Origin of the sequence: Methylobacterium sp. WL116, from assembly GCF_008039455.1 — a bacterium.
GTDB lineage: Bacteria > Pseudomonadota > Alphaproteobacteria > Rhizobiales > Beijerinckiaceae > Methylobacterium.
This window is the reverse complement of sequence record NZ_VRUV01000001.1, coordinates 21842-47841: the sequence shown is the minus strand read 5'-3', so window position 1 is coordinate 47841 and position 26000 is coordinate 21842. Positions and strand designations below refer to the sequence as shown.

Here is a 26000-nt window from a genome sequence, read left to right as displayed (position 1 = left end):
GATGCCATCCGTCCCGCGACGCACCGAAGCCGATGGGCCGGATCCTCTCCGTGTCGAATGTTCCGCGCGGACATCTCCGGAGGCCCGTGCGGCCGCCTTGGCGCGCCGCCCTGGCCGGGTGCGGCCATGACGGTGCATCCCCTCGCGCGCCGGGCCGCAGACGCCTATCTCGCAGCGGTCGATGACGCCGCCCCCGATCTGGTCGAGGCGCTCTACCTGGTCGGTTCCGCGGCGCTGGACGATTTCCGGCCCGGCCTGAGCGACCTCGATTTCGTCGCCGTGATGGCCTCGCGTGCCGGGGACGATGCCCTGGCGTCGCTCGCCGAGGTCCATGCGCGGCTCCACGAAGCCGTGCACGTCCCTGGGCTCGACGGACTCTACGCCACCTGGGACGAGCTTCGTTCGGGTCCCGTCTCGCGCGCGGAAGGGCCTTGCGTCGAGGGTGGCCGTTTCGTGAGGTCCGGACGTCGGTACCGGGATCCGATGACGTGGTGCGTCCTGCGGGACGCCGCCGTGACGGTGCGCGGCCCGCTCTGCGCGGGCACCGGCGCCTGGCGGGACCCCGGCTGCCTCGACCGCTGGCTCGACGCCAGCATCGACGGCCATTGGCGACCGTGGCTGTCGCGGGTGCTCGCCACCCTGAGCGGGGACGAGCCCGTCCTTCTCGCAGACGGCGACGTGGAAGGTGCCGTCCTCGGCCTGTGCAGGCTGCATTACGCCCTCGCGACCGGCCGGGTGCCGTCCAAGAGCGGCGCCGGGCTCTACGGCCTGATCGCCTTTCCGGCGGAGTGGCGCCCCGTCGTCGAGGAGGCGCTCCGCATCCGTCGGGAGCCAAGTGCCGCGCCGGGGTACCCGGACCCCCGAAGCCGACGGGACGCGGTGCTGGCCTTCGCCGGATTCGCGGTGGCCGATGCCGCCGCCTTCGCGGCCGATGCGCGTGGGCGACGGCGACGAAGCCGTTTCACCGCCTCGCCCGCGGAGATCGACCATGGCCGGTAGGTCAGGCGATGGCGCCGCGTCGGGGCCGGCGCCGTCGCCGGACGACCCGACGGACGCGCGCATCCCCGCCTTCCTCGACAGGATCGGCCGCCGGCTGCGCGAGGGCCCCTACGGCAGGTGGATCTCGGTCGGCTTGCGGCGGGACGTCACCGTCCCATTCGACACGCCGGGAGCGAGGGTCCCGATCCGGCTGCGGGATTACCGGGCGGGCGACCTTGAGGCCCTGTTCCCCCGCGGATGCGACGCAGCCGCCGAACGTGAGCGGGGCGACGTCCTGTGGAGGCTCGGCAAGGTAGGGAGCGGCGACCTCCCCAGCCGCTGCTTCGTGGCCGTCGACGTTCGGTCGGGACGTCCCTGCCACATACAGTGGCTGACGGAGCCCGGCTACGGAGCGGCGATACGGCGGGCCGGGGGGCTGCCGGAGTTGGAGGCGAACGAGGCGATGCTCGAAAACGCCTACACGCCCGTCGGATACCGCGGTCTCGGCGTCATGACCGCCGTCGTCGGTCTGATGGCGGATCGGGCCGCCTCCCTCGGCAAGCGCCGCGTCGTCGCGTTCATCGACGAGGACAATTCCCCCTCGCTCAGGGCTGCGGAGCGCGCCGGGCTCTCAAGGTGGGTCGTCCGAACGAGGACGCAGTACGGCTTCGGCCTCGTGAGGATCTCGCGTTTCGACCGGCTGGCCGCCCCGGTCGATGGGGACTCGGACCGTCCTGGCGGGTCTTTCCGCACGGACCGATCTCGAAGAGGCCGCTGAGGCGTCCGCCCACCTACACGCCGCCGTGTCGCCAAGCGCGCTCGGCTCCGTCCTCCCCGCGGCAGGCCCGGCAGGGGATGGCCCGACGCAAGGTTACCCGATGGACGCGATCCCGATCCTTCACGCTTTCTTCCATCGGCTCGCGGGCATCGACTACCCGTTCGGCCATTGGTGGATCGACCTCGCGGTCGCCGTCGCGCTCGTCCTCGGCCCGGCCTGGGCCGCCTGGATGGCCGGGCGGCTCGCCTTCCGGTGGCCGGGTCCCGGGCGGTCGTCCGGGCGCATGCCGCCGGGGTTTGCGACGCGCCGGACCGGAAGTGCGGCCCCTCCACATCCTCGGCGTCCTGCGGTGCGGACCACGCTGGAGACGTTCGTCCTGCGCGCGACGCTTCGGCAACAGGTACGCCTCGTGGCGATCTCGGTCCTGACGCTCCCGATGGCCTGGATGCTCCTGGAGATACCCAAGCACATCATCAACCACGCGCTCTCCGACCCGGGCGGACACGGGTTGCCGGGCATGAGCCTCCCGGGGCTGGACGTGGACCGGACGGGCCTGCTCTTCGCCCTCTGCGCGGGCTATCTCGGCGTCCTCTCGCTGAACGGGCTGATCAAGTACGGCGCGAGCCGCATCCGCGGCCGCGTGAACGAACGCATCGTGCGCCGACTGCGCCTGTCCATCGTCCGCGAGGCCCGCGACGAGCGGTCCGAGGAGCGGCGTGCCACGTTCGCGGCCGTCGCCATCCAGGAGGTGGAGGCCATCGGTTACTTCGGGGGCGGCCTGGTCGCCGTGCCGATCGTCCAGGGTGGGGTGTTCGTCACCAGCGTCGTGTTCCTGCTCCTCCAGAACCCGGCCCTGGCCGCAGCGGCCCTCGTCATGCTGCCGTTGCAGCTGACGGTGCTGCCGCGGCTACAACGGCGGCTGAACGCCAAGGTCCGTCAGCGTGTCCACGCGACGCGCGCCCTCGGCGCCCTGTTGGCCGGTGCGGGGCGCGGACGCCCCTCCGAACCCGGCGGGGCCGGAGAGCGGGAGTGGACCGACCGCGCGCGCCTCGCCCCCCAGATGCGTCAAGCCGAGGATCTGGAGCGGATGCGCGTCGAGATCGGCGACCTCAAGGGCAGGCTGAAGGGGCTGTACAACTACAGCTCGAACCTGACGCCGTTCTTCCTGTTCCTGGTCGGCGGCTACCTCGTCGTCCAGGGGAAACTGTCGCTCGGCGCCCTCGTCGCCGCCCTCACCGCCTACAAGGAGATCGCGCCGGCCCTGCGCGAGCTGTTCGACTTCGCCCAGGCCTGGTCGGATGCCCGGGCGCGGTTCGAGGAGGTCTCGAAGGTGCTCGGCTTCGCGGACGCCGTCGAACCGGGGCGCCGGTCGGGCGGGGCGGAGCCGGCCCCGGATATCTCCCGGGGTCGGATCGCGGAGGCGTGACCCGTGCCTCAACCGCGCTCGAAGGCGGCGAGGATGGGACACGGGCCGGTATCGGTCGAGGCGCAGGCGCGGGCGAGACGTCGGAGGGCGTCCCGCGCGGTGCGCAATTCGGCGATCCGTGCGTCGAGGGCGACCGCGCGCGCCTCGGCGAGGGCAAGGGCGCGGCCGCGGTCCTCGCCCGCGTCGAGCGACAGGAGCTCGCCCACCTGCTCCAGGGTGAAGCCCGCGGCCCGCGCCGCACGGATGAAGCGGAGCCTCCGGAGATCCTCCGGGCCGTAGCGCCGGACGCCCCCGGCCTGCGGCGGCGTCGGGAGGAGCTGGCGGCGCTGGTAGTAGCGCACCGTCTCCACGCCGACCCCACCCGCCTGGGCGAAGGCGGCGATCGTCGCGTTCATCGCTTGACTCCGTACCATGGTACGGAGGTTACGACAGCGTCGGATACAGGTCCATCCCGCCCAAGGAACCCATTCATGACAGCCACCGCAGCGCCCGCCGCGACGCGGACGGAGGCCCGCAGCGCCACCGTCTTCCGCATGGTCACGGACCAGCACGTCTGCCCATACGGGCTCAAGGCCAAGGATCTGCTCGAACGCGAGGGCTTCACCGTCGATGACCGCTGGCTTCGGACGCGCGAGGAGACGGACGCGTTCAAGGCTGAGCACGGGGTCAGGACCACCCCGCAGACGTTCATCGCGGGCGAGCGCGTCGGCGGCTACGACGACCTGCGCCGCCGTCTCGGCAAGGCGGTCGCCGACCCCGACGCCACCACCTACAAGCCGGTCGTCGCGGTGTTCGCGATGACCGCCGCGATGGCGCTGGCGGCGAGTTACGCGGCGTTTGGGACCGCCCTGACGATGCATTCAGCCGAATGGTTCATCGCCTTCAGCATGTGCGTGCTCGCCCTCCTGAAGCTTCAGGACGTCGAGACCTTCTCGTCGATGTTCCTGGGCTACGACCTGCTCGCCAAGCGCTGGGTCCGCTATGCCTACGCCTATCCGTTCTGCGAGGGGCTGGCCGGGATCCTGATGATCGCGGGCGCGCTGGACTGGATTTCCATCCCGGTGGCCCTCTTCATCGGCACGGTCGGCGCGGTCTCGGTGTTCAAGGCGGTCTACCTCGACAAGCGGGACATCAAGTGCGCCTGCGTCGGGGGGTCGAGCAAGGTGCCGCTCGGCTTCGTGTCGCTGACCGAGAACGTGATGATGGTGGCCATGGCCGTCTGGATGCTGTTCTCGCATCACTGACGTCGTCTCCGTCCCGGCGCACCGCGCCGTTCATGTCGAAGGATCGCCCGGCCGATACCGGCGCCCCGCATCCGTCAACGACCGCAGCCGGGCGCTGGCCTCGTTCGACGCTCCCCATGCCGAGCCGCGCCCTCGACCGACGTGTCGTAGGCATGGCGGCTCCGGATGTGCGCGGGAGGGCGCGAGGCCATGTCACGCCGGTCGGGCGATCCGGCCTACGTCGGGCGTCCGGGACCTGGAGGTCGACGCGATGCTCAGTCGGCCGATGCGATCCCGGATGCCGTGACCGCGGCCTCGCGGGCCGGGCGGCCCTGGGCCGCGAGGGCGGTCGGGCCGGCATGCGGTGGCGATGTGGCGGCCATCGTCCCGAGGAGGTCGGCCGGAGAGACGCGGACGGCCACCATCGCCTCGTCGGGCGTCATCGGCGCTCCCTCGAACATCCAACCGGCCCCGGACCGGCTGCCCTTGCGCACGACGGACGGCTCCGCCGCATCGCACCAGAGGGCTACGATCCGGGGCGATGACGCCTCGAAGACCGGAGACCCCGACTGGCCGGGCAACCGCCGAGGCGCGGGATCCAGACCGGAGGCGAACCTGCCCGCGACCCCCAGCATACGCTTGGCATGCCTGACATGGACGTCGCCGGGATGCGGACCCGGAATCCGGCTTGGCTCGATGGGATACGACGCCTGCCACCTGGCGTCATCGAACGTCCCGAAGCTGTCGAGGAGCGAACGGCTTTCCGGATGCCGGCTATCGTACCGGTAGACCAGCCGCGTCCACGACCCCGCGAGTTCGGCGCAGCTGCTCGCGACCTGCGTGAGGAGCGACGCCATCTCGGCCTCGGCCAGCATGGGGACATGGAGGCACATGGCGGGGGCGTTCGCCCGGCGCGCCGCGTCGAGCAGGGGATCGCTCCCGACGAACGGTCCGGAAGCGTCGATGATCAGCACGGGACCCAGGTCGGTGACCCCGTCGGGCACGAAGACGTCGCCGGTGCCGACGGCCCCCCTCACCGTCCTCCCGATATCGCCCGCGAGACGGCGGACCCAGGCGGACATCCCGTCGGAGATCGACTCACGGACCACCTCGGTCACGGCCTCGACGGCCTGCCGCCGTTCGTCCAGGGCATCGAGACGGCCGTCGATGCCACGGAGCGCGATCTCCTCGGCGACGAGGCTCGGCCCGCTTCCGGCCAGCCGCCCGACCGCGCGCGACAGCGCCTTGGTCCGCGCACGAAGATAGGCGAAAGCCGCATCGCGGTCCTCGGAGACGTCCCCGGCCTCCAGCCCCGCCAGATGCTCGTCGAGATCGCGCAAGGAGGTCTTGACGTGCTCCAACGCCGTCGCCCGCTCCTCGTCGATTGCGGGATCGTCCGACGCCAACATCTCGGCCCGGAGTTCCTCGCGAAGCACCGCCCGCCCGGACGGGGTGAGCGTCCAGGTCAGCGACGGGCGTCCGCGCCCGGCCGGGGCGACCTCCTCCCGCGTGCACAGGTCCCTGCGTTCGGTCAGGTAGTTGCGGACCGTCGATTCGTTCGCGTCGGCGAAGGCCGCCAGTTCCCTCACCGTCGCACGGCCCAGCCTAAGCAGGCCGCGCTTGATCTTGAGGTTTTGGCTCATGTCACCGGAGTGCCTAGAAGCAGGATCCATATTATCGGGATCCGGGCGAAAATATCAACCCTCGTAGTCAGCCAGCGTTCGCCTCAGGGCGACCATGTCCCCTGTCGCCGAGAAGTCGACGACGGCGGCGATCAGTTCGTCGCGGTCGATGCCGAACGAGGTTTCCAGGGCTAAGCCGAGCGCGTCGACGACCCGGTCGCGGTCGGACTGCGGCAGCCTGAGAGCGTTCAGTGCCAGGGAGAATGCAAGAACCCGGTTCCGGCCTCCGACCATGCCGGCATCGCCGTCGCCGTCGCCGAACCGGTCCAACTCGGCACGAAGGCGGTCGACGGCCCGCCGTGCGTAGATCCTGCGGCCTCGCTGGATCGGCGGCAACGTCGCCTGTGCCCCGATCCGCCTCGCGTTCAGCGCACTGCAGGCGCGAAGGACATCGGTCGCCTCCTGCACGATCCAGGCGGGCTTGCCTTCCTGATCGCCGCGGACCCATGCCTCGACCAACCACAAGGCGATGACGTCCATCCATCCTTCGGACCATGCGCACGACCCGTCGACCTGCAGACGCGGTTCCGCGCCGTCGGCGACGGCCGTCCCTTGGTATGCGTGACAGACGAGTTCGTGGGCGAGCACATAGGGGAGATGGCACGCGCAGTCCCAATCGAACGCATCGTCGCGAATGCTAAGGGTGACGACGGAGACCAGGTCGCTTCCGTCGATCCACCGACACGAGCCGCTCAAGGCGGAGCTGTCGAGCAGGCCCGCGACCTGGTCGGAATGCAGGCGTCCCAACGCAAGGTGGACGGCCGGCAGGCGAACGGAGACGTCGAGGCCGCCGTAGAGCCGTGCGACGACACCGTCGAGGATGCCGAAGAGCGACGCGATCTCGCCCGGCATCGGCGCGTCCTCGACGCACCCGGCGTGTTCGAGGCGCGCGCGGAAGTCATCGGACCGCGTGCGGATCGCATCGAATGCGGGGCAGCCAGCGGGCAGCTCGACGGCTTGGACGAGGTCCCGCAACGCGGCAACCGCCTGGGACCTGGGGGCGTCGGGCAGCGTCCGGACGACATTCGACCGCGCCAGCGCCGGGCCGACGATCCCGTCCGTCAAAAGCGCGGCGGCCGTCTCGCTCGTGCCGGGAAGGCCCCCGGACCGGAACGCCGCCGCAACCGCGTAACGGATCTCCAGGGCGGTCCGGCGGCCGGCGTCGAGCAAGGTCAGACGAGGCGCGGAGGCAGATCCGTCACTGGACGTCATCGGGTGTGACGACCTCGGGACCGATGCCTCCCGTGGGAAGCGACTCCTCGGCCCGCGCCTTCAGGAGCTTCTCCCAAACCGCCTTCGTTGCGGCCTTGATGGCATCCTTCACGAGATCCTTGGCAAGATCCGTCGCGACGCTTCCGGCGAACCCGCCGAGGGTCACGAATATCGCGATGGCAGCATCGGCGAGGCCCGCTTCCGCCGGCTTGGCGACGAAGGGGCTTCGTGCCGGCAGGTCCGCGGCGGCCAAGCCGAGCAGTCCGGCGGCCTCCGCGCGCGAGGCCGGATCGGCTAGGACCGTCGCCCAGGCCGTTTCGATGGCGACGTTGATCTCGGCGACGTCCGCCGCGCCGCTCGCGTAACCCGCGATTTCCGTTTCCAGGTTCGACGGCAAGCTCATCGCATCCCCCAAGCGTGACCGACCACGAGATGGGTACCGGGCGCCGATTTCGCCAGGGCCGAGACGCCCTGGGCCTTCGTTCGGAAACCGGGCTGCAGCCCGCCGGTTGATGCGCTGCGTACCCATGAGGGGTATTAATGCGGCCAGGGATCTGGCCTGTATCAAGACGGACGGTCGTCGGCGAGCCGGCGTCGATGCGGAGAACCACCATGGACGCGATCATCCACGGGGCGGGAGGCGGGTTCCTGATGGCCGCCGGCATGTTCTGGCAGACGGGCTGGAGCCTGGTGCTGGGATTCACCATCTCGGCCGTGCTCCAGTCCGTGGTCTCCTCGGACCAAATGCGGAAAGCCTTCGGCGGCGGCAGCGTGCGCGAGATCGCGCTGGCGACCCTCGCCGGCGCAGCCTCGTCCTCCTGTTCCTATGCCTCGGCCGCCATCATGCGCACCCTGTTCAAGAAGGGCGCGGCGCTCGTCACCTCGCTCGCCTTCCTGTTCGCCTCGACCAACCTCGTCCTCGAACTCGGACTGATCCTCTACGTGCTGCTCGGCTGGCAGTTCATGCTGGGCGAGTGGGTCGGCGGCGTGGTGCTGATCGCCATCATGAGCGCGCTGGTGACGCTCACCTATCCGAGGCGGCTCGTGGAGGAGGCGCGGGCGCACGAGGAGGAGAGCCGCGGCCACGAGCACATGAGCATGACCGTGGATGGCCCGACCTGGCGCGCGCGGCTGGCCAAGCCGGAGGCCCGCATCCGCGTGGCCCAGAACTTCGCCATGGAATGGCGCATGCTCTGGAAGGACCTCGCGCTGGGATTCCTGATCGGCGGGTTCCTCGCCGCGCTGGTTCCGGACGGCGTCTGGAGGACCCTCTTCCTGAGCGACGCCCCGGCTTGGCTGCAGGTGCCGGTCAACGTGCTGCTCGGTCCCCTCATCGCCGTGCTGACCTTCGTCTGCTCCATCGGCAACGTGCCGCTCGCGGCGGTGCTATGGGCGGGCGGCGCGAGCTTCTCCGGCGTGCTGGCTTTCCTCTACGCCGACCTCATCGTGATCCCGCTTCTCGACATCTACCGCCGCTACTTCGGCTGGCGCATGGCCGCCTACATCGGCGGCGTGTTCTTCGTGACGATGGCCGCCGCCGCGCTCGTCGTCGACCTGACGTTCACTGCGCTTGGCTGGATCCCGTCACGCGACATCGACGTGCGTGCGCAGATGACCGAGTTCAGCCTGAACTACACGTTCTGGCTCAACCTCCTGTTCGGCGCGCTCGCGGCCTACCTGTTCTGGGTCAGCCATAAGAACCCGATGCATCACGGTCATGGCGAGCAGGGTGACGATGGGCACGGCGACCAGCACGGGCGCGACCACACGATGCACGCACGTCGCTGAGAAGGGGACGCCATCGTCGCCGCGAGGGCGCATGGACACAGGGCGTCATGGCCTCCGCGCTATCGGTCGCGCGATGGCCAGCACGCCCTTCAGGCCGCTCCCGAAACGGGCGATCGTCTCGCGATGGCCTCGGAGCTCGCTGTACGGAAGGTATCGCAGGTCGAGCTCGCCGACACGGGAGAACGCGGGCCGGGCGAATTGCGCCCTGACGTCCTCCTCGCGGTTGTCCGGTGCGACCAGGAAGAAGTTGCGGGCCATCCCGCCCTCCACGCCGAGCGCGAGGTCCAGCATGCGCACGATCCCGGAGTAGATGCTGGTCGTGTGCTCGACCTCGAAGGCCGCCGCCACGTCCCGGCACGCCTTATCGATCCAGAGCACGTCGATGAGCCGGACGGTGTCGGCCGAGCCATTGGCGGCCAGTCCCTCGGGCAATCGGGCGAGGCACCCGTCCGACAGGCGGCCCGAGGCATAGGGGCGGCTGGCGTCGTTCGACGCGATCCAGACGTCGAAGCCGAGGGCGAGGCCCAGGTCGCGTATCCAGCCCTGGATCTCGGTGTGGGTGTGGTCCGCCTCCCCGGCCGCGACGGCCGCCTTCGACGGCGTCCCGCCCGCCTCGGCCCGCACCCGCTCCAGGTCCGCGCGCCAACGCACGAGGGCCACCTCCGCATCGCGCTCGGGCAGCGGGTAGCGTCCGGACCCGACGTCGAAGAGGAAGCCCGCGACCGCGCCGAAATCGTTCGAGAGCAGGGCGCGATGTTCGCCGTTGAGGTCGACGATCCCGCGTCGCATCGCCAGGTACTGGTCCCAGCGTCCGAGCTTCACGTTGGCACCCGTGAGGGCGTTGTAACCCTTGACGATGGCCGTGTTGAAGGGAGGCACCCAGGTCGGATGCAGGAAGTAGAGCAGGTTCGCCGCCGCGGGGCCCAGGCCCTTGATGCGCACGTCGTCGAGCGCGCGTATCGCGGCCAGCACGTGCGCCTCGGCGTTGCAGCAGAGACAGGTGTCGAGGAAACGCCCGAAGGCGACCTGGTTGGCCCGATCCTCGTAGATGTCGGGGATGCGCAGCTTCGGCTTCCAGAGGAAGGCGTGGTCGGCGCCCCTGAAAACCTGCCGCTGCTCGGCGATGGAATGGACCACCGTCTCCAGCGAAGACCCACGGTAGGCGTTGCCGAAGGTGTCGGCCCTGATCTCGTCGACCACCGCCTGCAGCCCGCGGCGGATCGACCGGAAGTTCTTGATGCGCTCCTCCCAGAGGAACCACGTCCGATAGGATGCGCCGGGATCCTCGCGCCAGTGTCGGATGAGGTTGGCGACCCAGGGTCCGTCCAAGCGTCGTCTCCCATCGTTCGCCATCGGCGACCGCGCCGCGCCGGAGGCCGGTTCGCCAAGGGTCGCCGGTTACCCCCGTGGGGTTCCGACCGATATACCCGCCTCTCGCGGCACCGCAACCTCGGGTTTCGATGGCCTCCGGGCCGTTCCTTCCCGGGCCGGGCCGGCAGACCATGGCATCGAGTTCTGCGGGCGTTTGAGTTTGCCTTCGCACGATGGGCATCCCCCGCGGATGGCTCGAATGTGTCGCGATGGGCCAAGGATCCGGCATCGTGGATCGAAACGACCTGGGCGTGCGCGACCATTTTGGCGGCGACGTGCACGCGCGGGGGTCGGACCGGAATGGCCGCGCGGCAAGCGGCGACGGACGTTCACCGGGCTTCCTCGATCCTGGACGGCTTGGGAGACAGGCCGCGTGTCCGGCCGACGCGCCCCCCACAACATACGCTAACGCTACCATTCTCAAGACGCGATGCGCCTGCACTTCATCCTCGCGGAGGGGAGCGAGGTCCGGCACGATCCGGACGCCTCGCGAGACCGCTAAAGCATGTTCGTCGGCCGGAAGCGGCTAACAGCCGTGACTTCCTGGCTGTCTGGTTGCGGAACGTTGTTGGGATGGTCATTCCGCCGGCGATCCACCCGAGCACCGCGGCGGAGCCGGACGATGCCTGCCGCAGTTCCGTAGCCCGGCGCACGGCGGCACGGACCCCTTGGGCAGTGAGCAATCCGACGCCGAACAGGACTAAGGCGATGACGAGCCCTGGCACGAGTGCCGCTGCCGAACGGCCCAGGCCCTCCAGGCATCCGAGCGCTTCCGGGAAGATCATGCGGTATCCGGATTCATGGGAAACCCGCCGGTGGCAGATGTGCCGGCCGGCGGCGCTTCATCGGTGATCCGCGAGGGCGACAGGCCCCCGTGGATCACCTTACGGTCAGGTCAGCGACGTGGTCCGCCGGTCGTTCCGCCGTATTGCTGTCCGCCGGCCCCGCGCGAGGGCATGCCGGCATTGCCGCGGCTGGCCGGGCCCTGCCGCATCCGGCGATGGCGCATCATGCGATGGCGGCGCATCTCGCGGCGCGACATTCGAACCTGGACGAGGTCGGCGCTCGTCGAGGGGGCGACGCCGGCCGCGTTCACGGGCAGAGCCGAGGACGGCAGGGTCGAGGCTCCGAGGCCGAGGCCGGCCAGGAGCGCCGAGGCGAGGATGGTGTGCTTCATGGTCGTCTCTCCTTCGTTGGTCGAAATCAGCTCTTCTTCTTCGAGTAGGTGAACTTCGGCGCGTTCTTCAGCGTGTCCTTGTCGGTGTCGGCGTGGACCATCCACTTGCCGTCCTTGTCGCTGATGGCCAGCGTCGACGGGTCGAGCACGACGTAGCTCTCTCCCATGCCGAGGAAACCGCCGACGCTGACGACAACACCGGTCAGGGTCCTGCCGTTCTCGATCACCAGGTCCTCGACCTCGCCGACAATCTCGTTCTTGTTGTTGTAGACGGTGGTGCCGACGAGCTTGGACGACATCACGTCGGCCGGCTTCACGGTGACGTACTTCAGCTTCACCGTCGCGGTGTCGGCCATCTTCATCCCCATGCCGGACGACGTCATGTCGGAGGACGCGGGCATGGCCGTGCCCGGTGCCGGGGTCGTCGGCGTCGTCTGGGCCAGGGCCGGGACGGACAGGCATGCAAGCGCGAGGGCGGCGGTGCTCGTGCGATAGGACAAGACGTTCTCCCGATTGTCGTTTCGAAGATGCAGCCAGATCGTCCCTCTCGGGACCGGGCTCGTACCAAATCCCTGGCTGCACGGTTCGGGGCCCTAACGTCCGCGTTCAGGAAACGTTCAGAAAAAAGAGGTCGCGCATAAATGTTTGGTCATGATTTCCCCAGAAACAGCCCGGTAGAGATGCTGGCTCTGAGTGGAAATTCTAGTTTCCCGCAGTAAGCGTTTGGTCCATTCGAGATGGAGAAAATTTAATCCCTCTTCTCTTGCGTGCCGTCGATGAAATTCTTGTGATCTAACCCGTGAAACGGAGAGGCACATGGGTCCGTAACGTCGTCACGAGCCTCGATGATCGAGCCGTTATGACGTCAACAGGACTTTCAATGATGCGTACGACCCTGACCGCCGCCCTCCTCGCCTCCGGCCTGGCCTTCGCGGCGCCGGCCTTCGCCGAGACCGCACCCATGGTCGGCGGCGCTCCGATGATGGCCGACAAGACCATCGTGGAGAACGCGTCCAAGGCCAGCAACCTCACGACCCTGGTCGCCGCCGTGATGGCCGCCGGGCTCGCCGACACCCTGAGCGGCAAGGGCCCGTTCACGGTGTTCGCCCCAACCAACGCGGTCTTCGCGAAGCTGCCGGCCGGCACCGTCGATACGCTCCTGAAGCCCGACATGAAGAAGACGTTGATGGGCGTGCTCACCTACCACGTCGTCCCGGGCAAGCTCGACGCCAAGGAGCTGATGGCCAAGGCGAAGATGGGCGGTACAGAGGCCAACTTGAAGACGGTCGAGGGCCAGGTGCTGACCGTGAAGATGGACGGCGACCGGCTCGCGCTGATCGACCAGAAGGGCGGCGGCGCCTTCGTCGAGCAGGCCGACGTGTTCCAGTCGAACGGCGTCGTATACGTCATCGACAGCGTCCTGATGCCGAAGTAAGTCCAGCCGCCGGGACGGGTCGTCCGTAACGGGCGGGCGACCCGCCCCGTACGCCCAGGTCCGGGAACATTCGATCTTGACCGTTCATTGAGTTGGTCATGAGGTTCCTGACCACAACCATGACGGCAATGGCCGTGTGCACGGCCTTTCTGGTCGGCGCTGCCTTCTGGATCGATGCCCCCGACCGGAACGTGCAATCGACCGGACTGACCGCGGCCACGGTCCTCGGTACCGACGGCATGGCTCCGTTGGCCCGGCCGTCCGATCCGGGAGCGGTCGCGTCCGGCTACGCCGACGTCGTGGTCGGCGACCAGGGCTAGATTCGGTCCGCGAGCCTTAAGGTCTAGCCTCGCCAAATTCGGAGATTGAACCGCGCCGGGTTTCCCGGAGGGCATTCGGTTTGGGTCCGGCTGCCAAAGCTTGCTTGCGCTTGGGTCGGGGCATGATAGTTCGCTTCGGCCTCGGAGGGAGGGATATTCCTTATCGGTTCGAGCAGGCGGCGGGATTGAACCAGGCGCCACCTTCGATGGCTGCGAACTCGACGGCCTCGAAATGCAGCCACGGCCCAGGCCGATTGATCACCTCGGCATTGAACAGGCCGATCACCGTTTCGGCGAGAGCGTTGATGCTCCCATATCCGTCAAGCGGGGGCAGTGCTTTCTACGACGCCTCGATGACGGCCGCAGAGATGGGTGTAGATGTCGCGGGCGACGAACCGTTTAAGGCAGCGTTTGATGTCGAGTTTCGTTAGTCCCTCGGCGAGGCGCTTGCTGAGATAGGCGAGCGTCGGCGGGTGGTGGCACAGGCGTACGTCGACGACAAGTCAGCGGGCCGCATTGGCTTGGCGATTGCCGCCGCGGTTCAGCCGATGCCGATTCGTCATACCGCTGGAGGCGGGGACCGGGCAGACCCCGCACAGTTTCGCAAAGGCCGCCTCCGAGCGGATCCGCTCGGGGTTGTCGCCGACAGGGATCAGCATCTTGGCGCCGTGCCGGTCGCGATGCCGAAGGCCGCCTTCAGGCCCGGTGCGCAGGTGTCCGTCAAGGAATCGAGAGCAGGGTCGTGCCCCATGATCTCGGCATCGAGCATGAGCCAGCGCTGTGAGCCGAGGAGCAGCCAGTGCACTGTTATGGGCACCCGGAAGTCGGGTCGACGTCGGACGGCGCTACCATCCCGTCCACCAAGGACCGGGCGCTGCGGCGGCTACGGGCCATCGAGGCGCGTCGACGATTACCGACGGCGCCGCCTCCGTCGCGCCGCGCACGCCGGTAGGAGAATGCGTTGCACACTCGCCGAACGGACATTCCCACACCGCATCAGGCAGGGGGAGGATACCGACTGCACCGTCGGCGCGTGAAACCGTACGACGGATCGAGGTGTTGCCCCTCGATCACACCGCATTGGGAAGTGCGTCGACGGAGACGCCAGCGGCTTGACCTTCCCACGTGGGAAGGCGGCCTTTTCAGGGGACCTTGACCTTCCGCCCGGCTCCCGCCGCGGCCCCTGGGGAATTCCGTAGTGGCATCGCTTTCGCGGAACGGTCCGGCACCGACCCGCCGCCGGTTCATTTCCGGTCTCGGCGCCTGCGCCGTCGCGGGTCTCGCGGCGCGCAGCCGCTCCGCCTTCGCGCTGACGAGCCCCGGCGAGGCCACCGTGCCGCGCGCAGCGACCTACGACCTCTCCGTGGCCCGAGGGATGGTCAACAAGACCGGTACGTCCACCTGGGCCAATACCATCAACGGCGGCGTGCCCGGCCCGGTGCTGCGCTGGCGCGAGGGCGACGTCGTAACGATCAACGTGCGTAACGAGATGCCCGAAGTGACGGGCATGCACTGGCACGGCATCATCCTGCCGAACGACATGGACGGCGTACCCGGCCTGGAGTTCCCCGGCATCCAGCCGGGCGAGACCTTCACCTACCGCTTCCCGGTGCTCCAGAGCGGCACCTACTGGTACCACAGCCACATGGGCTACCAGGAGCAGAAGGGCGTCTACGGGGCACTCATCATCGAGCCGCGCGGTCGCGACCTCGTGCAGGCCGACCGCGACTATGTGGTGCTCCTGAGCGACTGGACCGACGAAGACCCCGAGCGCATCCAGAACAAGCTCAAGTACCAGGCCGACTACTACAATTTCGGCAAGCGCACGGTGGGGACGTTCTTCGCCGACGCCGAGCGCAGCGGGCTGGCCGACACCGTCAAGGAGCGCTGGCACGAATCCGAGTCCCGCATGGACCCCTCAGGCCTGGAGGCGCCGTCCGGCGAGACCTATACCTACCTGATGAATGGGCAACCGCCCGGGGCGAACTGGACCGCCCTGTTCCGGCCAGGCGAGCGGGTGCGCCTGCGCATCATCAACGCCTCCGCGGCGACCTATTACGACGTGCGCATCCCCGGCCTGACCATGAGCGTGGTCAACGTCCACGGCAACGACGTCGTCCCGGTACCGGTCGACCAGTTCCGCATCGGCGTGGCCGAGACCTACGACGTGATCGTGCATCCCCGCGAGGCGCGGGCCTACACCATCTTCGCCCAGGACCTCGGCCGCTCAGGCTACGCCCGCGGCACGCTCGCGCCCCACGACGGGATGGAGGCCGAGATCCCGCCCTTCGACCCGCGGCCGCTGCGGACCATGACCGACATGGGCATGCAGGGCATGATGGGCCGCGACCAGATCGGCGCGGCCCATCCCGACGGCTCGCGCATCGGCGGCATCCTCGGCGAGCACGCCCACGAGATCGTGTCCGACAAGCGGCGTCTGGCCGGACACCAGCCCATGGTGAAGCCCCCGCCCGGGGTCGAGCTCGACGAGCGCAGCGTCGAGGTGCAGATGAAGCCGAAGATGCTGACTGACCGCACCCGCATCCCGGGCGACGGGCTCAATCAGCTGAACCGCCGTGTGCTCACCTACACCGATCTGCGCTCGATCAACCCCGGCCTGGACGACCGCCCGCCGACCCGCGAGATCGTGCTCAAGCTCACCGGCAACATGCAGCGGATGATCTGGGGGTTCGACGGCAAGAAGTTCACCGAGGTCGGTCCAATCGACGTGACGGTGGGCGAGCGGTTCCGGCTCGTGATGATCAACCAAACGATGATGAGCCATCCGATCCATCTGCACGGCATGTGGATGGAACTGGAGAACGGGCACGGCCGGCACCGGCCTTACCTGCACACGGTCAGCGTCGCGCCGGCCGAGAAGCTGTCGATGCTGGTCACACCCGTGGCGACCGGACAGTGGCCGCTGCACTGCCACATCCTGTATCATTTCGAGGCCGGCATGTTTCGAACCCTGCGCGTCCTGCCGAGGGGTGCGTGATGCGCGCACTCGCCCGCCTCTGTCTCCTCGCCTCGCTCGTCGTCCTCGCACCCGCCGGAGCCTCGGCGCAGAGCGTGACGGGACTTCTCAACGGCGGCACGCACCTTGGGGCGAACACGCTCCAGGGCGCTGCGCCCTACGGCAACCCGATCCTCGACGACCGGCTCTACGCGCACGCCTTTCTCAACCAGTTCGAGGGGCGTTTCGGGGACGGGAACTACTTCCGCTACGACGGGCAGGCCTGGATCGGCGACGACTACAACAAGCTGTGGCTGAAATCGGAAGGTCGCTACAACGCCGGCAATCGCGGCCGATTCTCGGACGGCGACCACGAGGCCCTCTACACCCGGCCGATCTCGACCTATTTCGACATGCAGGTCGGCGTACGCTCGGACATCGACAGCCTGCGCAACCGCACCTGGGCCGCCTTCGGCGTCCAGGGGCTGGCCATCGGGTTCTGGAACCTCGAACTGACCGGCTACGCCAGCGACAACGGCCGCTTCGCGTTCCGGGGCAACGCCTCCTACGACCTCTATCTGACGCAGCGACTGGTCCTGCAGCCACAGATCGAGATGAACGCCTACTCGAAGGCCGACCGCGGCCGGGAGCTCGGTTCGGGGGTATCGGACATCGATATGGGCCTGCGGCTGCGCTACGAATTCACCCGCGAAATCGCGCCGTATGTCGGCGTCTCCTATCAGCAATTCCTGGGCGGAACGGCTGACTACCGGCGCCGGTCCGGCGAGGGCAGCGGTGATCTGCGGGCACTGGCGGGCCTGCGCCTCTGGTACTGATGAGCCGGTTTCCGGCCGGCCGCTAACGCCTATCGTATCCGCCGGCCGTCGCGCGGCGGTGATAGGCTCCAAGCGACCGCTGGGTCGCTCCGTCGTTGCACGGACGTAGTCGTCCGAGACCGGGGCGAGTTGCCGAAAAAGTACGTGGAAGCAGGGTAGCCGCCTGGAACTGAGCCTCCCTGCCACGTCCGCCGCAATAATGTTCGTTCCCGAGCCGTGGAGATCGACCTTGCCACATACCTCTCGCTTGCTCCTCGCCGCGCTCGCGCTTCTGGCAGGCGTCGGGTCGGTCTCCGCCGATGTCGTCTCGGAGCCTGGTATGAAGGGCTACGGCATCCGGGCGGTCGAGGGGGAGACGCTCGCCGAAATGCTCGACCGCTGCTCCGCCGCTGACCGCGGTGCAACCCAGCTTGCTCCAGACGACACCGCAGCCCTTCTGGCCGCGCGCTGCGATCAACTCCGGCGCTCCCTTCGGACTCAACCCGGCAACACCGCGCGACGACGCTGACGCGCGTCCTACCGAAGCGGACGTCGACCCGGCGCGCACAAGGGCTCGTTGAGTGCGGCCGCGGTGATCGAGGACGAGCTCCTCCAGAGCCTACGCCGCGTCGCGAAGCATCGTCAGGCGGTCGGCCGGTGGAGGCCTGGATACATTCCTGCGGCCCCGCGTCGTCGGTGCCTTGCGAAGGGAGAGGATCGCCCTCGACTTCCTCGACCGCTGGATCCTGGAGAACGCGGGCTCGCCATGGATCGCCGACGCCGCTCAGCTCAGGGCCGAGGTCGCGGCGGCGCGCGAGTGGGCCGCGGTCCACCGCCCTCATGACGCGGCGTCCGGGAGCCCGACGGTCGCCGCGCTGCTCGAACGGGCCGGCGTGCCGGAGCCCGTCCGCTCGGGCGCCCTGGCGCGGATACAGGCGAACGTCCTCGCGCTCACCGACGAGACGGTATCCCGGGTCGTGGCCGATCGTTTCGAGGAGGTCGCCGCCGGCATGGCTCGGAATGGGCATTACGCGCGCCACCGGGACGCGGCCGACTTCTTCGACATCGTCCTCTGGTACACCACGCTCTTCGCGGTCTCGCGCCACGACCTGTCGGCGAACTCCCTTCCCCGCATCGGGTACCTGTTCGACCGGGGGGTGACGCCTCCCCTGGAGCGGACCCTTCAGCACGACTTCCACGACTTCCTGATGGGATCGCCGCTCGCCGCCGTGTGCCAGGCGGAGGCGCGCGACCTCGGTGGGGGACGCGTCGACATCCTGTTCACCAGGGGCTGGGTGAAGACGGTCGCGGAACTCAAGCGAACCTTGGCGGACCGACCGTCGGACGGCCTGCTCGACGAGTTCGGCCTGCAGGCGGCCTCCTACTCGGGCACCAACGTCGCCTTCGGCGTCCTGATGGTGCTCGACCTCTTCGACCGCGGCGGCGGCCAGCCGCCCGTCGCGCAGCAGGTGTCCCTCCACCACCGCACGCCGCAGTGGTCCCGGGCGGAGCACGCCGTGGCGCTCTTCCGCATCCAGGGCCGCCGGTTGCCGCCTTCGCGGCAATGACGGGTGCGGGCTCCGTGCAGGGGCTGTGCATCGGGACCGTCCCGGATGCCGGCTCGGGCGTTACGTCCACGCAAGCCGCGGCGTGGCGCGGCCTACCTTGCGACTTGCGCCCCCCCTGCCGACCGGCCGGCGAGCCGAAACGCCGAGCCGGGCCGGCGGATGTCCCGCAGCTCGGACGCAAACCGCCCGACGGCCGCCCGCTTCGTCGGTTGCCGATTCACGGGGCTCGCCGGACGGGCTTCACGCCGCCATCTTCCTGCAGCTCTCGGCACAGGTCCTGCAGCGGTCGACGCAATCCTGCATGTCCCCGACCCGTTCGCAGCTCGTCGCGCACGCCTCGCAGACCTCGGCACAGGCCCGGCAGACGTGCCTGTGCTCGGCGACGCCGACCAGCATGACGTGGGCCGATGTCCGGCAGACCTCGGCACAGGCCATCATCAGCCGGAAATGCTCCGGCTCGACGTGCTTGCCGCCGGCCACCAGGCAGTGGTTCGCGGCCATGCCGAGGCAGGTCTGATAGCACCGCAGGCACTCGTTGACGCAAGACTGCATGTCCTGGCTGGTCTGATGCATCATGATACTCCTGTCGCTTGGGGGTTGGTCGAAGCCTCACTATAAGGGGAACGTCCCGGCGGCCTCGCGGAGGCCACGGAAGGTTCCGTGGGGCAATCTACCCGCCAGGGGTATAGTTCCGGGCTCAGGCGGTCATCGCCGCGGCCCCCCAGAGGTGCACGACAGAATGGCAGGCTCCGACGCGGAACACGGGGGCATCCCGGTCGATCACGCATCCCAGCTCCCGAGGCTTCGCCGGATCGAAGGTCAGGTGCGCGGTCTCCAGCAGATGATCGAGACCGGGCGCTACTGCGTCGATGTCGCCCACCAGATCGATGCCGTCATCGCGGCGCTGCGCCGCGTCCAGTCCGACATGATCCGGGACCATATGCACGCCGTGATCACCGCATCGCTGACCGGAGACCTGCCCGAGGCGGAACGCCAGCGGCTGGCCGACGAGATCGGAAGCCTCATCGCGCGCGTCGTCTGACGGGGCCGCCGCGCCAGGGCCGCGGCTATCCCTGCCTGTCGCCGTTCCGCAACACCGACGACCAATCACGCGCGGTGCGTGACCAAGCGCCCGATACCCCTTTGACCGCCGCGAATTCCGCAGGGTACCCATAAGGGGTATCCAGGAGGCGGACATGGTCGATTTCTCGCGAAGGTCTTTCCTGGCAGGCGCGGCGACGCTGGTAGGCGGAACGGCGCGGGCGCTGCCGTTCGAGCAGAGGAACGAGGTCAGTTTCCTGAAGGGGCCCTACAACCTCGCCTTCTACTACCGGCTCAACAAGGCCTACCGCATTGGCGCCGGGATGCACTTCTTCCACTCGAAGCAGCATGACCTGCTGCAGCTCACCCGCTTCGAGGACCACGCCGCGGTCGACGCCCGCTTCGACAAGGAGGCGCAGGAATGGCTGCGCGATCCGCCGGCCATCGAGCCTGAGATGCCGTATTACTCGTCCTACGTCGACCGGGCGATGCACACGCTGTTCCGGACCATCGACTGGACGCACATGCATCACGAGCAGACCTACGACGTGATGGCGTTCCGCGAGATCCCGTGGGTCGAGAAGAAGGCCTGGACCGACCGCGCGGTCAAATACTACCTCACCATGCAGACGCCGGGCGTGCCCCGCAGCGTCGCGCCGCTTGAGGTGACGATGCGGCGTGCGGGCATCATGATGAAGCCCTACTTCAACTACTTCCGGAACTTCTATCCGCTCGACCAGAGCCTGTTCTACGTCGCCCACTGGTGGCACCCGGCGGCCTACGAGACGCAGATGATCTCGGGCAACCGCGACCAGGAGGCCGCCATGGCCCAGACCATCGACCTGATGTACCGCGAGGTCCTGCCGGGCCGGCCGGGCCGGATGCTGCTCTCGCGCGAGATCATGCCCCGCTATTCCCGGATGAGTCCGGAGAGCGCGAACATCTTCGACAACCTGCACATGCTCCATGGCATCGCCTATTCGATCCTTGCCTATCCCGGCTGGTCCGTCGAAGAGAAGCGGGCCGAGATGTACCGGGTCATCGAGGCCATGGGTTACCAGCCCGGCGACGAGGCCTACACGCGCAGGTTCCGGGAGCCCCATCCCGACTTCGATCCGAGGACCTATCCGGCGTGGGTGCGCTCGCCCCAGGGCGCCATGGGCATGATCATGATGGACATGCTCATGGAGATGTTGCCCATGATGTACCCCGGCGGTCTCTCGAAGGCGGCCCACGCCGCCATCATGCAGCAGTTGATGAAGAACGGCCGGCTCGGCATCGAACCCGGGGAGATTCCCGGTTCGCTCAACGATGCATTCATGCGGGTCGCCCCCGGCATGCGGATGATGCCCGGTGCGGTTGAACCCGGCGAGACCCCGACCATGATGGTCGAGCACATGCTCTCCGCCTGGAAGGCCAAGGCCGCGCGTATCCCGGACGTGGCGCCCATCGACATGACCGTCGAGCCGAGCCTCGGCCCGGCCCGCGTCGCCGTCCGCTGAGGGGACCCGCCATGTCAAAGCACGCTCTCACCGCTCTCGCGGCCCTCCTCGCCCTGTCCGCCATCCCCGCTCGGGCTGCCGACCACTCCAACCTGGAGGAGGGGCTGCCCATCACCATCGAGGACGCCTATCCGATCAAGGAGAACGGCCTCGAAGTTCAGTCCTACTTCCAGTACGACCGCGCGCGTCGCGACCCGCGGGGCGTCAGCAGCCTGATGGCGGTGCCCCGTCTCGAATGGGGAGCCTTCAAGAACTTCCAGCTTTCGGTCGAGGCACCCTACCGGGTCGGCACGGCGAGCGACACCGACCAGGGTGAGTTCCGGGCGCAGGGCTTCTACAACTTCAACCAGGAAGGGCTGCTCCTGCCGGCGATGGCGTTGGCCCTCGGGGTGAACACGCCCTACGGGATGCGCGCCGGCGGCACCGAGACCGAACTGAAGTTCCTGGCCACGAAAAGCGTCGGCACGCCGGACCCCGAGGGATTGTCGCCGTACTCTTACGTCCCGCGGCAGGTCCACTTCAACGCCTCGTGGTTCCACAACTACGATCCGACAACCGGCCGCGAGGCCGAGCGGCGCGACCGCTACCGGGTCGGCGTCGCCTACAGCCAACCGGTATCGAACAGCGTGGTTCTGGTCGCCGACATCTACCGCGAGACCGACCGCGAGCGGGGCCGGGCGGTGAACCTGGCGGAGATCGGCGCGCGCTACATCGTGACCCCGCAGACCGTGCTGGTCGGGGCCGTCGGCGTCGGTTTCGGCGGAGATCGACGGCAGGACTTCCGGGTCACCGCGGGTCTCCAACACTCGTTGAGCTTCCCGTATTCCTTCGATCCGCCGCGGTAGCCGGGTGCCGTCGCCACCCTAGGGAAGCCATGTCGAATTGCAGGGAACCTTACCCCTACAGGGTATGTTTCGCCTCAATTCCTTTTAAGGCATCGCATGTTCCCGACCTGGCTTCACACGCTTTCCATCCTCGCACTCCTCCTTGGGGCCACCTGCTCCCTCGTCGTCTCCATCGACGTGATCAGGCGGCCCCAGCACATGGCGGTGATGAACGTCGTCTGGCCGGTATGTGCGTTGTTCGGCACGCTCGGCGTGACCTGGGCCTACTTTCGCTATGGCCGCCTCGCCTCGATGGAGTCGGTGCACCGAGCCGAGGCACGGGGCGAGGACATGCCGAGCAAGGTGCGGACCCCATACCCCGTGATGGTCGGCACGGGAGCGCTCCATTGCGGCAGCGGCTGCATGCTGGGTGACGTCGCCGCCGAGGGGCTTGCCTTCCTGGTCCCGGCCGTGGCCGTCTGGTTCGGCTGGCACTCGCTCTTCGACGAGAAGATCTATGCGGTCTGGGTGCTCGATTTCATATTCGCCTACGCCCTCGGGATCGTGTTCCAGTATTACGCCATTGCGCCGATGCGGGGCCTGTCGCCGGGGGCCGGACTGGTCGCGGCGATCAAGGCCGACACGCTCTCCCTCATCGCTTGGCAGGTCGGCATGTATGGGTTCATGGCGTGGGCGCAGTTCGAGCTATTGCCCAACCTGGGCGGTCGACAAGCACCAGTGAACTCGACCGAGTTCTGGTTCATGATGCAGATCGCGATGATGGCCGGCTTCGTCACGAGCTACCCGGTGAATTGGTGGCTCATCAATGCCGGCATCAAGGAGCGGATGTAGCCGGGATGAACCGCTCCGGGTTTCTTGCAGGCTTCAGCGCGTGGGATGGGTCGTCCCGAAGCGCAGCCCACCCTATGCACCTGAGGTCCGTGCCCGTCGCTTGCGCATCGGCGCCTTCAGCAAGGAGTTGTGACCGACCTGTCCGGTCGGCACCTTCTGGGCGGTCTCCAGGCTGGCGATGATGGGGCAGTCGGGTCGTTCGTCTCCGTCGCAGGCGAGGCTGAGACCACGCAGGACGGTCGCCATCTCCTGAAGGTGGCGGGCCTTTTCTTCGAGATCCTTGATGTGGGTCAAGGCCAGGGCCTTCACCTCGGCGCTAGTGCGGCCGGGGTCACCCCACAGCCCCAAGAGCACCCGGATGCGTTCGAGGGAAAAGCCCAAGTCCCGCGACCGGCGGACGAAGCCGAGCCGGTGGACGTCCTCCGGGCCGTAATCACGGTAGCCGCTGTCCTGACGGTCGGCCCGAGGCACGAGGCCGATGCTCTCGTAGTGCCGGATCATCTTGGCCGAGACGCCCGACGCCTCCGCTGCCTGCCCGATGTTCATGGCGATCCCCGTGTTGACCTTCCCATAGTGGGAAGCCCCACACCGATAGGCAACACCGACGGATGGAAACAGGAAAATGGCTCACGGCACCGCACCGAAAGTCCCCGTGAACGACCATGCCGGGCACGGCCACGCGCATGGCCATCACGCCGAGCCGGCATCCGGCATTGGGACGGTCAAGGATCCTGTCTGCGGCATGGCGGTCGACCCACATACGGCCAAACACCGTGCGGAGCATAGCGGTCGCCCGTACTACTTCTGCTCGAACGGCTGCCGAACCAAGTTCGAGGCGGAGCCTGCCCGCTACATCGATCCGGCGAGTGCGGCGACGAAGGCCGAGCCCGTCCCCGAGGGGACGACCTACACCTGCCCGATGCACCCGCAGATCCGACAGGTCGGCCCGGGATCCTGTCCGATCTGCGGCATGGCCCTTGAACCGGAGACGGTGAGTCTGGACGACGGCCCCAACGAGGAACTCGTCGACATGAGCCGACGGTTCTGGGCCGGGCTGGTCCTGACGCTGCCGGTGTTCGTCCTGGAGATGGGCGGGCACCTCACCGGCCTGACCGAGAGGATCGGCCAGCAGAACTCCAACTGGATCCAGTTCGCCCTGGCCACCCCCGTGGTGCTCTGGGCCGGGTGGCCGTTCTTCGTGCGTGGCTACCAATCGGTGGTCCTGCGGTCGCTCAACATGTTCACGCTGGTCGCGCTCGGCACCGGTGTGGCCTGGGCCTACTCCGTGGTGGCCACCCTGGCGCCGAGCCTGTTCCCGGAAGCCCTGCGCGGCCATGGCGGGGCCGTGCCCGCTTACTTCGAGGCGGCCGCCGTCATCACGGTGCTCGTCCTCCTCGGGCAGGTGCTGGAACTCCGAGCTCGCGAGAGCACAGGCGGCGCGTTGCGGGCGCTCCTCGACCTAACGCCGAAGGCCGCGCGCCGGCTCAAGGCCAATGGGACCGACGAGGAGGTCCGGCTTGAGGACATCGTTGTGGGAGACCGCCTGCGCGTGCGTCCCGGCGAGAAGGTGCCGGTCGACGGGGCCGTTGTCGAGGGCCGGAGTTCGGTCGATGAGTCCCTGATAACGGGGGAGTCGATGCCGGTGACCAAGGAGGCCGGCGCGACCGTCGTCGGCGGCAGCATCAACCAGTCCGGGGCGCTCGTGATCGAGGCTCGCAAGGTCGGGCGGGACACCATGCTCGCCCGCATCGTCCAGATGGTGGCCGAGGCCCAGCGCAGCCGAGCCCCGATCCAGCGCCTCGCCGACCAAGTCGCGGCCTGGTTCGTCCCCGTCGTCATCGGGGTCGCGGTCCTCGCCTTCGCGGCCTGGATGGCGTTCGGGCCGGAGCCCCGGTTCACCTACGCACTTGTCGCCGCGGTCGCAGTCCTCATCATCGCCTGTCCCTGCGCCCTGGGGCTGGCCACGCCGATGTCGATCATGGTCGGTGTCGGTCGCGGCGCCGGGGTTGGCGTCCTGATCAAGAGCGCCGAGGCCCTGGAGCGCATGGAGAGGGTCACGACCCTCGTCGTGGACAAGACCGGCACCCTCACCGAGGGCAAACCGACGGTGACTCGGATCGTCCCGGCAGACGGCTTTTCGGAGGAGGAGATCTTGGGGCTGTCGGCCGGCGTCGAACGGTCGAGCGAGCATCCGCTGGCGGTCGCCATCGTAGCGGCGGCGGAAAAACGGAAAATCACGATTCCTGCGGTGTCGGAGTTCAACTCCCCCACCGGCAAGGGCGCCCTCGGGACCGTCGAGGGACGCCGCATCCTGCTCGGCAACGCAAACTTCCTCGCCGGGGAGAAGGTCGAGACGGCGGATCTCGATGCCGTGGCGGACGAGCTGCGCCGGGACGGGGCCACGGCGATCTTCGCCGCCATCGACGGGCGGGTGGCCGGCGTCATCGCCATCGCGGACCCGGTGAAGGCGACCACCGCCGAGGCCCTGGCCGGCCTCAAGGCGGAGGGCATCCGCGTGGTCATGCTGACCGGCGACAACCGCACCACCGCCGAGGCCGTCGCCCGGCAGCTCGGGATCGACGAGGTCGAGGCCGACGTGCTGCCCGACCGGAAGGCGGCGGTGGTCTAGCGCCACAAGTCGGCGGGTCAGGTCGTCGCCATGGCCGGTGACGGGGTCAACGACGCGCCCGCCCTGGCCTCGGCGGATGTCGGCATCGCCATGGGGACCGGTACGGACGTCGCCATCGAGAGCGCCGGGATCACGCTTCTAAAAGGGGACCTGACGGGGATCGTGCGGGCCCGTCGGCTTTCGCGCGCCGTGTTGGGCAACATCCGGCAGAACCTGTTCTTCGCCTTCGCTTACAACGCCGCCGGCATCCCGATTGCCGCCGGGGTGCTCTACCCGACCTTCGGCCTGCTGCTATCGCCCATCATCGCCGCGGCGGCGATGTCGCTGTCTTCCGTCAGCGTGATTGGGAATGCGCTGCGACTGCGTGCTGTGCGCCTTTAGGGAACGCCGTTTCCAGGGTTGCGCCTGGATCGTCGAGGCGGA

The 26000-nt window shown here is 68.4% G+C and carries 25 protein-coding genes and 2 pseudogenes; 16 read left to right on the top strand and 11 right to left on the bottom strand.

Annotation, left to right across the window (positions count from 1 at the left end; genetic code table 11):
* Positions 1 to 126: 126 nt before the first annotated feature.
* From FV223_RS00250 to FV223_RS00240, 3 genes are all read left to right on the top strand, one after another.
* A complete protein-coding gene (locus FV223_RS00250; protein WP_147724592.1) occupies positions 127 to 999 on the top strand; it encodes an aminoglycoside adenylyltransferase domain-containing protein in 873 nt (290 codons plus the stop codon).
* On the top strand, positions 989 to 1756 hold the full coding sequence (locus FV223_RS00245; RefSeq protein WP_147724590.1) for a GNAT family N-acetyltransferase: 768 nt from the start codon (positions 989 to 991) through the stop codon (positions 1754 to 1756). The genes FV223_RS00250 and FV223_RS00245 overlap by 11 nt, the downstream gene beginning before the upstream one ends.
* A gap of 100 nt (positions 1757 to 1856) precedes the next feature.
* Positions 1857 to 3182 carry a multidrug ABC transporter ATPase gene (locus FV223_RS00240; protein WP_187275992.1) on the top strand — a complete coding sequence of 442 codons (1326 nt, stop codon included), beginning with the start codon at positions 1857 to 1859 and terminating at the stop codon, positions 3180 to 3182.
* Between the two features lie 8 nt (positions 3183 to 3190).
* Here the strand turns inward: FV223_RS00240 and FV223_RS00235 are convergent, their stop codons facing one another.
* Positions 3191 to 3595, bottom strand: coding sequence for a MerR family transcriptional regulator (locus tag FV223_RS00235; RefSeq protein WP_210247481.1), 405 nt, complete (start codon positions 3593 to 3595; stop codon positions 3191 to 3193).
* A gap of 57 nt (positions 3596 to 3652) precedes the next feature.
* Here FV223_RS00235 and FV223_RS00230 point away from each other — a divergent pair, with 57 nt between their 5' ends.
* Positions 3653 to 4426: a glutaredoxin gene (locus FV223_RS00230; protein ID WP_147724586.1), complete on the top strand. Its 774-nt coding sequence runs from the start codon at positions 3653 to 3655 to the stop codon at positions 4424 to 4426.
* 254 nt (positions 4427 to 4680) lie between these two features.
* Here FV223_RS00230 and FV223_RS00225 read toward each other — a convergent pair whose 3' ends face one another.
* From FV223_RS00225 to FV223_RS00215, 3 genes are all read right to left on the bottom strand, one after another.
* Entirely contained in the window at positions 4681 to 5814 is a 1134-nt protein-coding gene (locus FV223_RS00225; RefSeq protein ID WP_147724584.1) for a hypothetical protein, read from the bottom strand.
* 288 nt (positions 5815 to 6102) lie between these two features.
* Positions 6103 to 7257, bottom strand: a complete 1155-nt coding sequence (locus tag FV223_RS00220; protein WP_147724582.1) for a hypothetical protein — start codon at positions 7255 to 7257, stop codon at positions 6103 to 6105.
* Between the two features lie 28 nt (positions 7258 to 7285).
* Complete coding sequence (locus FV223_RS00215; RefSeq protein ID WP_147724580.1) at positions 7286 to 7702, bottom strand: hypothetical protein; 417 nt, start codon at positions 7700 to 7702, stop codon at positions 7286 to 7288.
* Positions 7703 to 7911: 209 nt separating this feature from the next.
* On the opposite strand from FV223_RS00215, the gene FV223_RS00210 reads away from it, so the two are divergent.
* Positions 7912 to 9087: a permease gene (locus FV223_RS00210; protein ID WP_187275991.1), complete on the top strand. Its 1176-nt coding sequence runs from the start codon at positions 7912 to 7914 to the stop codon at positions 9085 to 9087.
* A 45-nt stretch (positions 9088 to 9132) separates the two neighbouring features.
* On the opposite strand, the gene FV223_RS00205 is transcribed toward FV223_RS00210, so the two are convergent.
* The 3 genes from FV223_RS00205 to FV223_RS00195 form a co-directional block, all read right to left on the bottom strand.
* On the bottom strand, positions 9133 to 10416 hold the full coding sequence (locus FV223_RS00205) for a type II restriction endonuclease (protein WP_246689548.1): 1284 nt from the start codon (positions 10414 to 10416) through the stop codon (positions 9133 to 9135).
* Positions 10417 to 11353: 937 nt separating this feature from the next.
* Positions 11354 to 11635 carry a hypothetical protein gene (locus tag FV223_RS00200; protein ID WP_147724574.1) on the bottom strand — a complete coding sequence of 94 codons (282 nt, stop codon included), beginning with the start codon at positions 11633 to 11635 and terminating at the stop codon, positions 11354 to 11356.
* 26 nt (positions 11636 to 11661) lie between these two features.
* Entirely contained in the window at positions 11662 to 12135 is a 474-nt protein-coding gene (locus tag FV223_RS00195) for a PRC-barrel domain-containing protein (protein ID WP_246689547.1), read from the bottom strand.
* Between the two features lie 383 nt (positions 12136 to 12518).
* Between FV223_RS00195 and FV223_RS00190 the strand changes: the two genes are divergently transcribed.
* Together FV223_RS00190 and FV223_RS00185 are read left to right on the top strand one after the other, a co-directional pair.
* Positions 12519 to 13070 carry a fasciclin domain-containing protein gene (locus FV223_RS00190; RefSeq protein WP_147724698.1) on the top strand — a complete coding sequence of 184 codons (552 nt, stop codon included), beginning with the start codon at positions 12519 to 12521 and terminating at the stop codon, positions 13068 to 13070.
* 98 nt (positions 13071 to 13168) lie between these two features.
* On the top strand, positions 13169 to 13390 hold the full coding sequence (locus tag FV223_RS00185; RefSeq protein ID WP_147724572.1) for a hypothetical protein: 222 nt from the start codon (positions 13169 to 13171) through the stop codon (positions 13388 to 13390).
* A gap of 23 nt (positions 13391 to 13413) precedes the next feature.
* Here the strand turns inward: FV223_RS00185 and FV223_RS31390 are convergent.
* A pseudogene (locus FV223_RS31390) lies at positions 13414 to 13694 on the bottom strand (hypothetical protein); the annotation flags it as partial.
* A 199-nt stretch (positions 13695 to 13893) separates the two neighbouring features.
* A complete protein-coding gene (locus FV223_RS32515; protein WP_147724570.1) occupies positions 13894 to 14049 on the bottom strand; it encodes a transposase in 156 nt (51 codons plus the stop codon).
* Between the two features lie 539 nt (positions 14050 to 14588).
* Here FV223_RS32515 and FV223_RS00175 point away from each other — a divergent pair.
* The 4 genes from FV223_RS00175 to FV223_RS00160 all read left to right on the top strand — a co-directional run bounded on the left by FV223_RS00175 (position 14589) and on the right by FV223_RS00160 (position 18729).
* Positions 14589 to 16388, top strand: a complete 1800-nt coding sequence (locus tag FV223_RS00175; protein WP_147724568.1) for a copper resistance system multicopper oxidase — start codon at positions 14589 to 14591, stop codon at positions 16386 to 16388.
* Positions 16388 to 17182: a copper resistance protein B gene (locus FV223_RS00170; protein ID WP_147724566.1), complete on the top strand. Its 795-nt coding sequence runs from the start codon at positions 16388 to 16390 to the stop codon at positions 17180 to 17182. Before FV223_RS00175 ends, FV223_RS00170 begins: the two co-directional genes overlap by 1 nt.
* A gap of 319 nt (positions 17183 to 17501) precedes the next feature.
* Positions 17502 to 17690, top strand: a complete 189-nt coding sequence (locus tag FV223_RS00165) for a hypothetical protein (RefSeq protein WP_147724565.1) — start codon at positions 17502 to 17504, stop codon at positions 17688 to 17690.
* A gap of 172 nt (positions 17691 to 17862) precedes the next feature.
* Complete coding sequence (locus FV223_RS00160; protein ID WP_147724563.1) at positions 17863 to 18729, top strand: hypothetical protein; 867 nt, start codon at positions 17863 to 17865, stop codon at positions 18727 to 18729.
* A 240-nt stretch (positions 18730 to 18969) separates the two neighbouring features.
* On the opposite strand, the gene FV223_RS00155 is transcribed toward FV223_RS00160, so the two are convergent.
* Positions 18970 to 19302 (bottom strand): four-helix bundle copper-binding protein, encoded by a 333-nt coding sequence (locus FV223_RS00155; protein WP_147724696.1) that lies wholly within the window; start codon positions 19300 to 19302, stop codon positions 18970 to 18972.
* Positions 19303 to 19468: 166 nt separating this feature from the next.
* On the opposite strand from FV223_RS00155, the gene FV223_RS00150 reads away from it, so the two are divergent.
* The 4 genes from FV223_RS00150 (at position 19469) to FV223_RS00135 (ending at position 22948) form a co-directional block, all read left to right on the top strand.
* Complete coding sequence (locus FV223_RS00150; protein WP_058191666.1) at positions 19469 to 19771, top strand: metal-sensitive transcriptional regulator; 303 nt, start codon at positions 19469 to 19471, stop codon at positions 19769 to 19771.
* 154 nt (positions 19772 to 19925) lie between these two features.
* Complete coding sequence (locus tag FV223_RS00145) at positions 19926 to 21272, top strand: hypothetical protein (protein WP_147724561.1); 1347 nt, start codon at positions 19926 to 19928, stop codon at positions 21270 to 21272.
* 11 nt (positions 21273 to 21283) lie between these two features.
* Complete coding sequence (locus FV223_RS00140) at positions 21284 to 22117, top strand: hypothetical protein (protein WP_147724559.1); 834 nt, start codon at positions 21284 to 21286, stop codon at positions 22115 to 22117.
* Positions 22118 to 22213: 96 nt separating this feature from the next.
* Complete coding sequence (locus FV223_RS00135) at positions 22214 to 22948, top strand: DUF4396 domain-containing protein (protein ID WP_147724557.1); 735 nt, start codon at positions 22214 to 22216, stop codon at positions 22946 to 22948.
* A gap of 72 nt (positions 22949 to 23020) precedes the next feature.
* Here FV223_RS00135 and cueR read toward each other — a convergent pair whose 3' ends face one another.
* The gene (gene cueR, locus FV223_RS00130; protein ID WP_147724555.1) at positions 23021 to 23494 is read right to left on the bottom strand and encodes a Cu(I)-responsive transcriptional regulator; all 474 of its coding nucleotides are present in this window, start codon (positions 23492 to 23494) and stop codon (positions 23021 to 23023) included.
* A gap of 76 nt (positions 23495 to 23570) precedes the next feature.
* On the opposite strand from cueR, the pseudogene FV223_RS00125 reads away from it, so the two are divergent.
* Positions 23571 to 25958: pseudogene (locus tag FV223_RS00125) on the top strand (heavy metal translocating P-type ATPase).
* Positions 25959 to 26000: the final 42 nt, after the last annotated feature.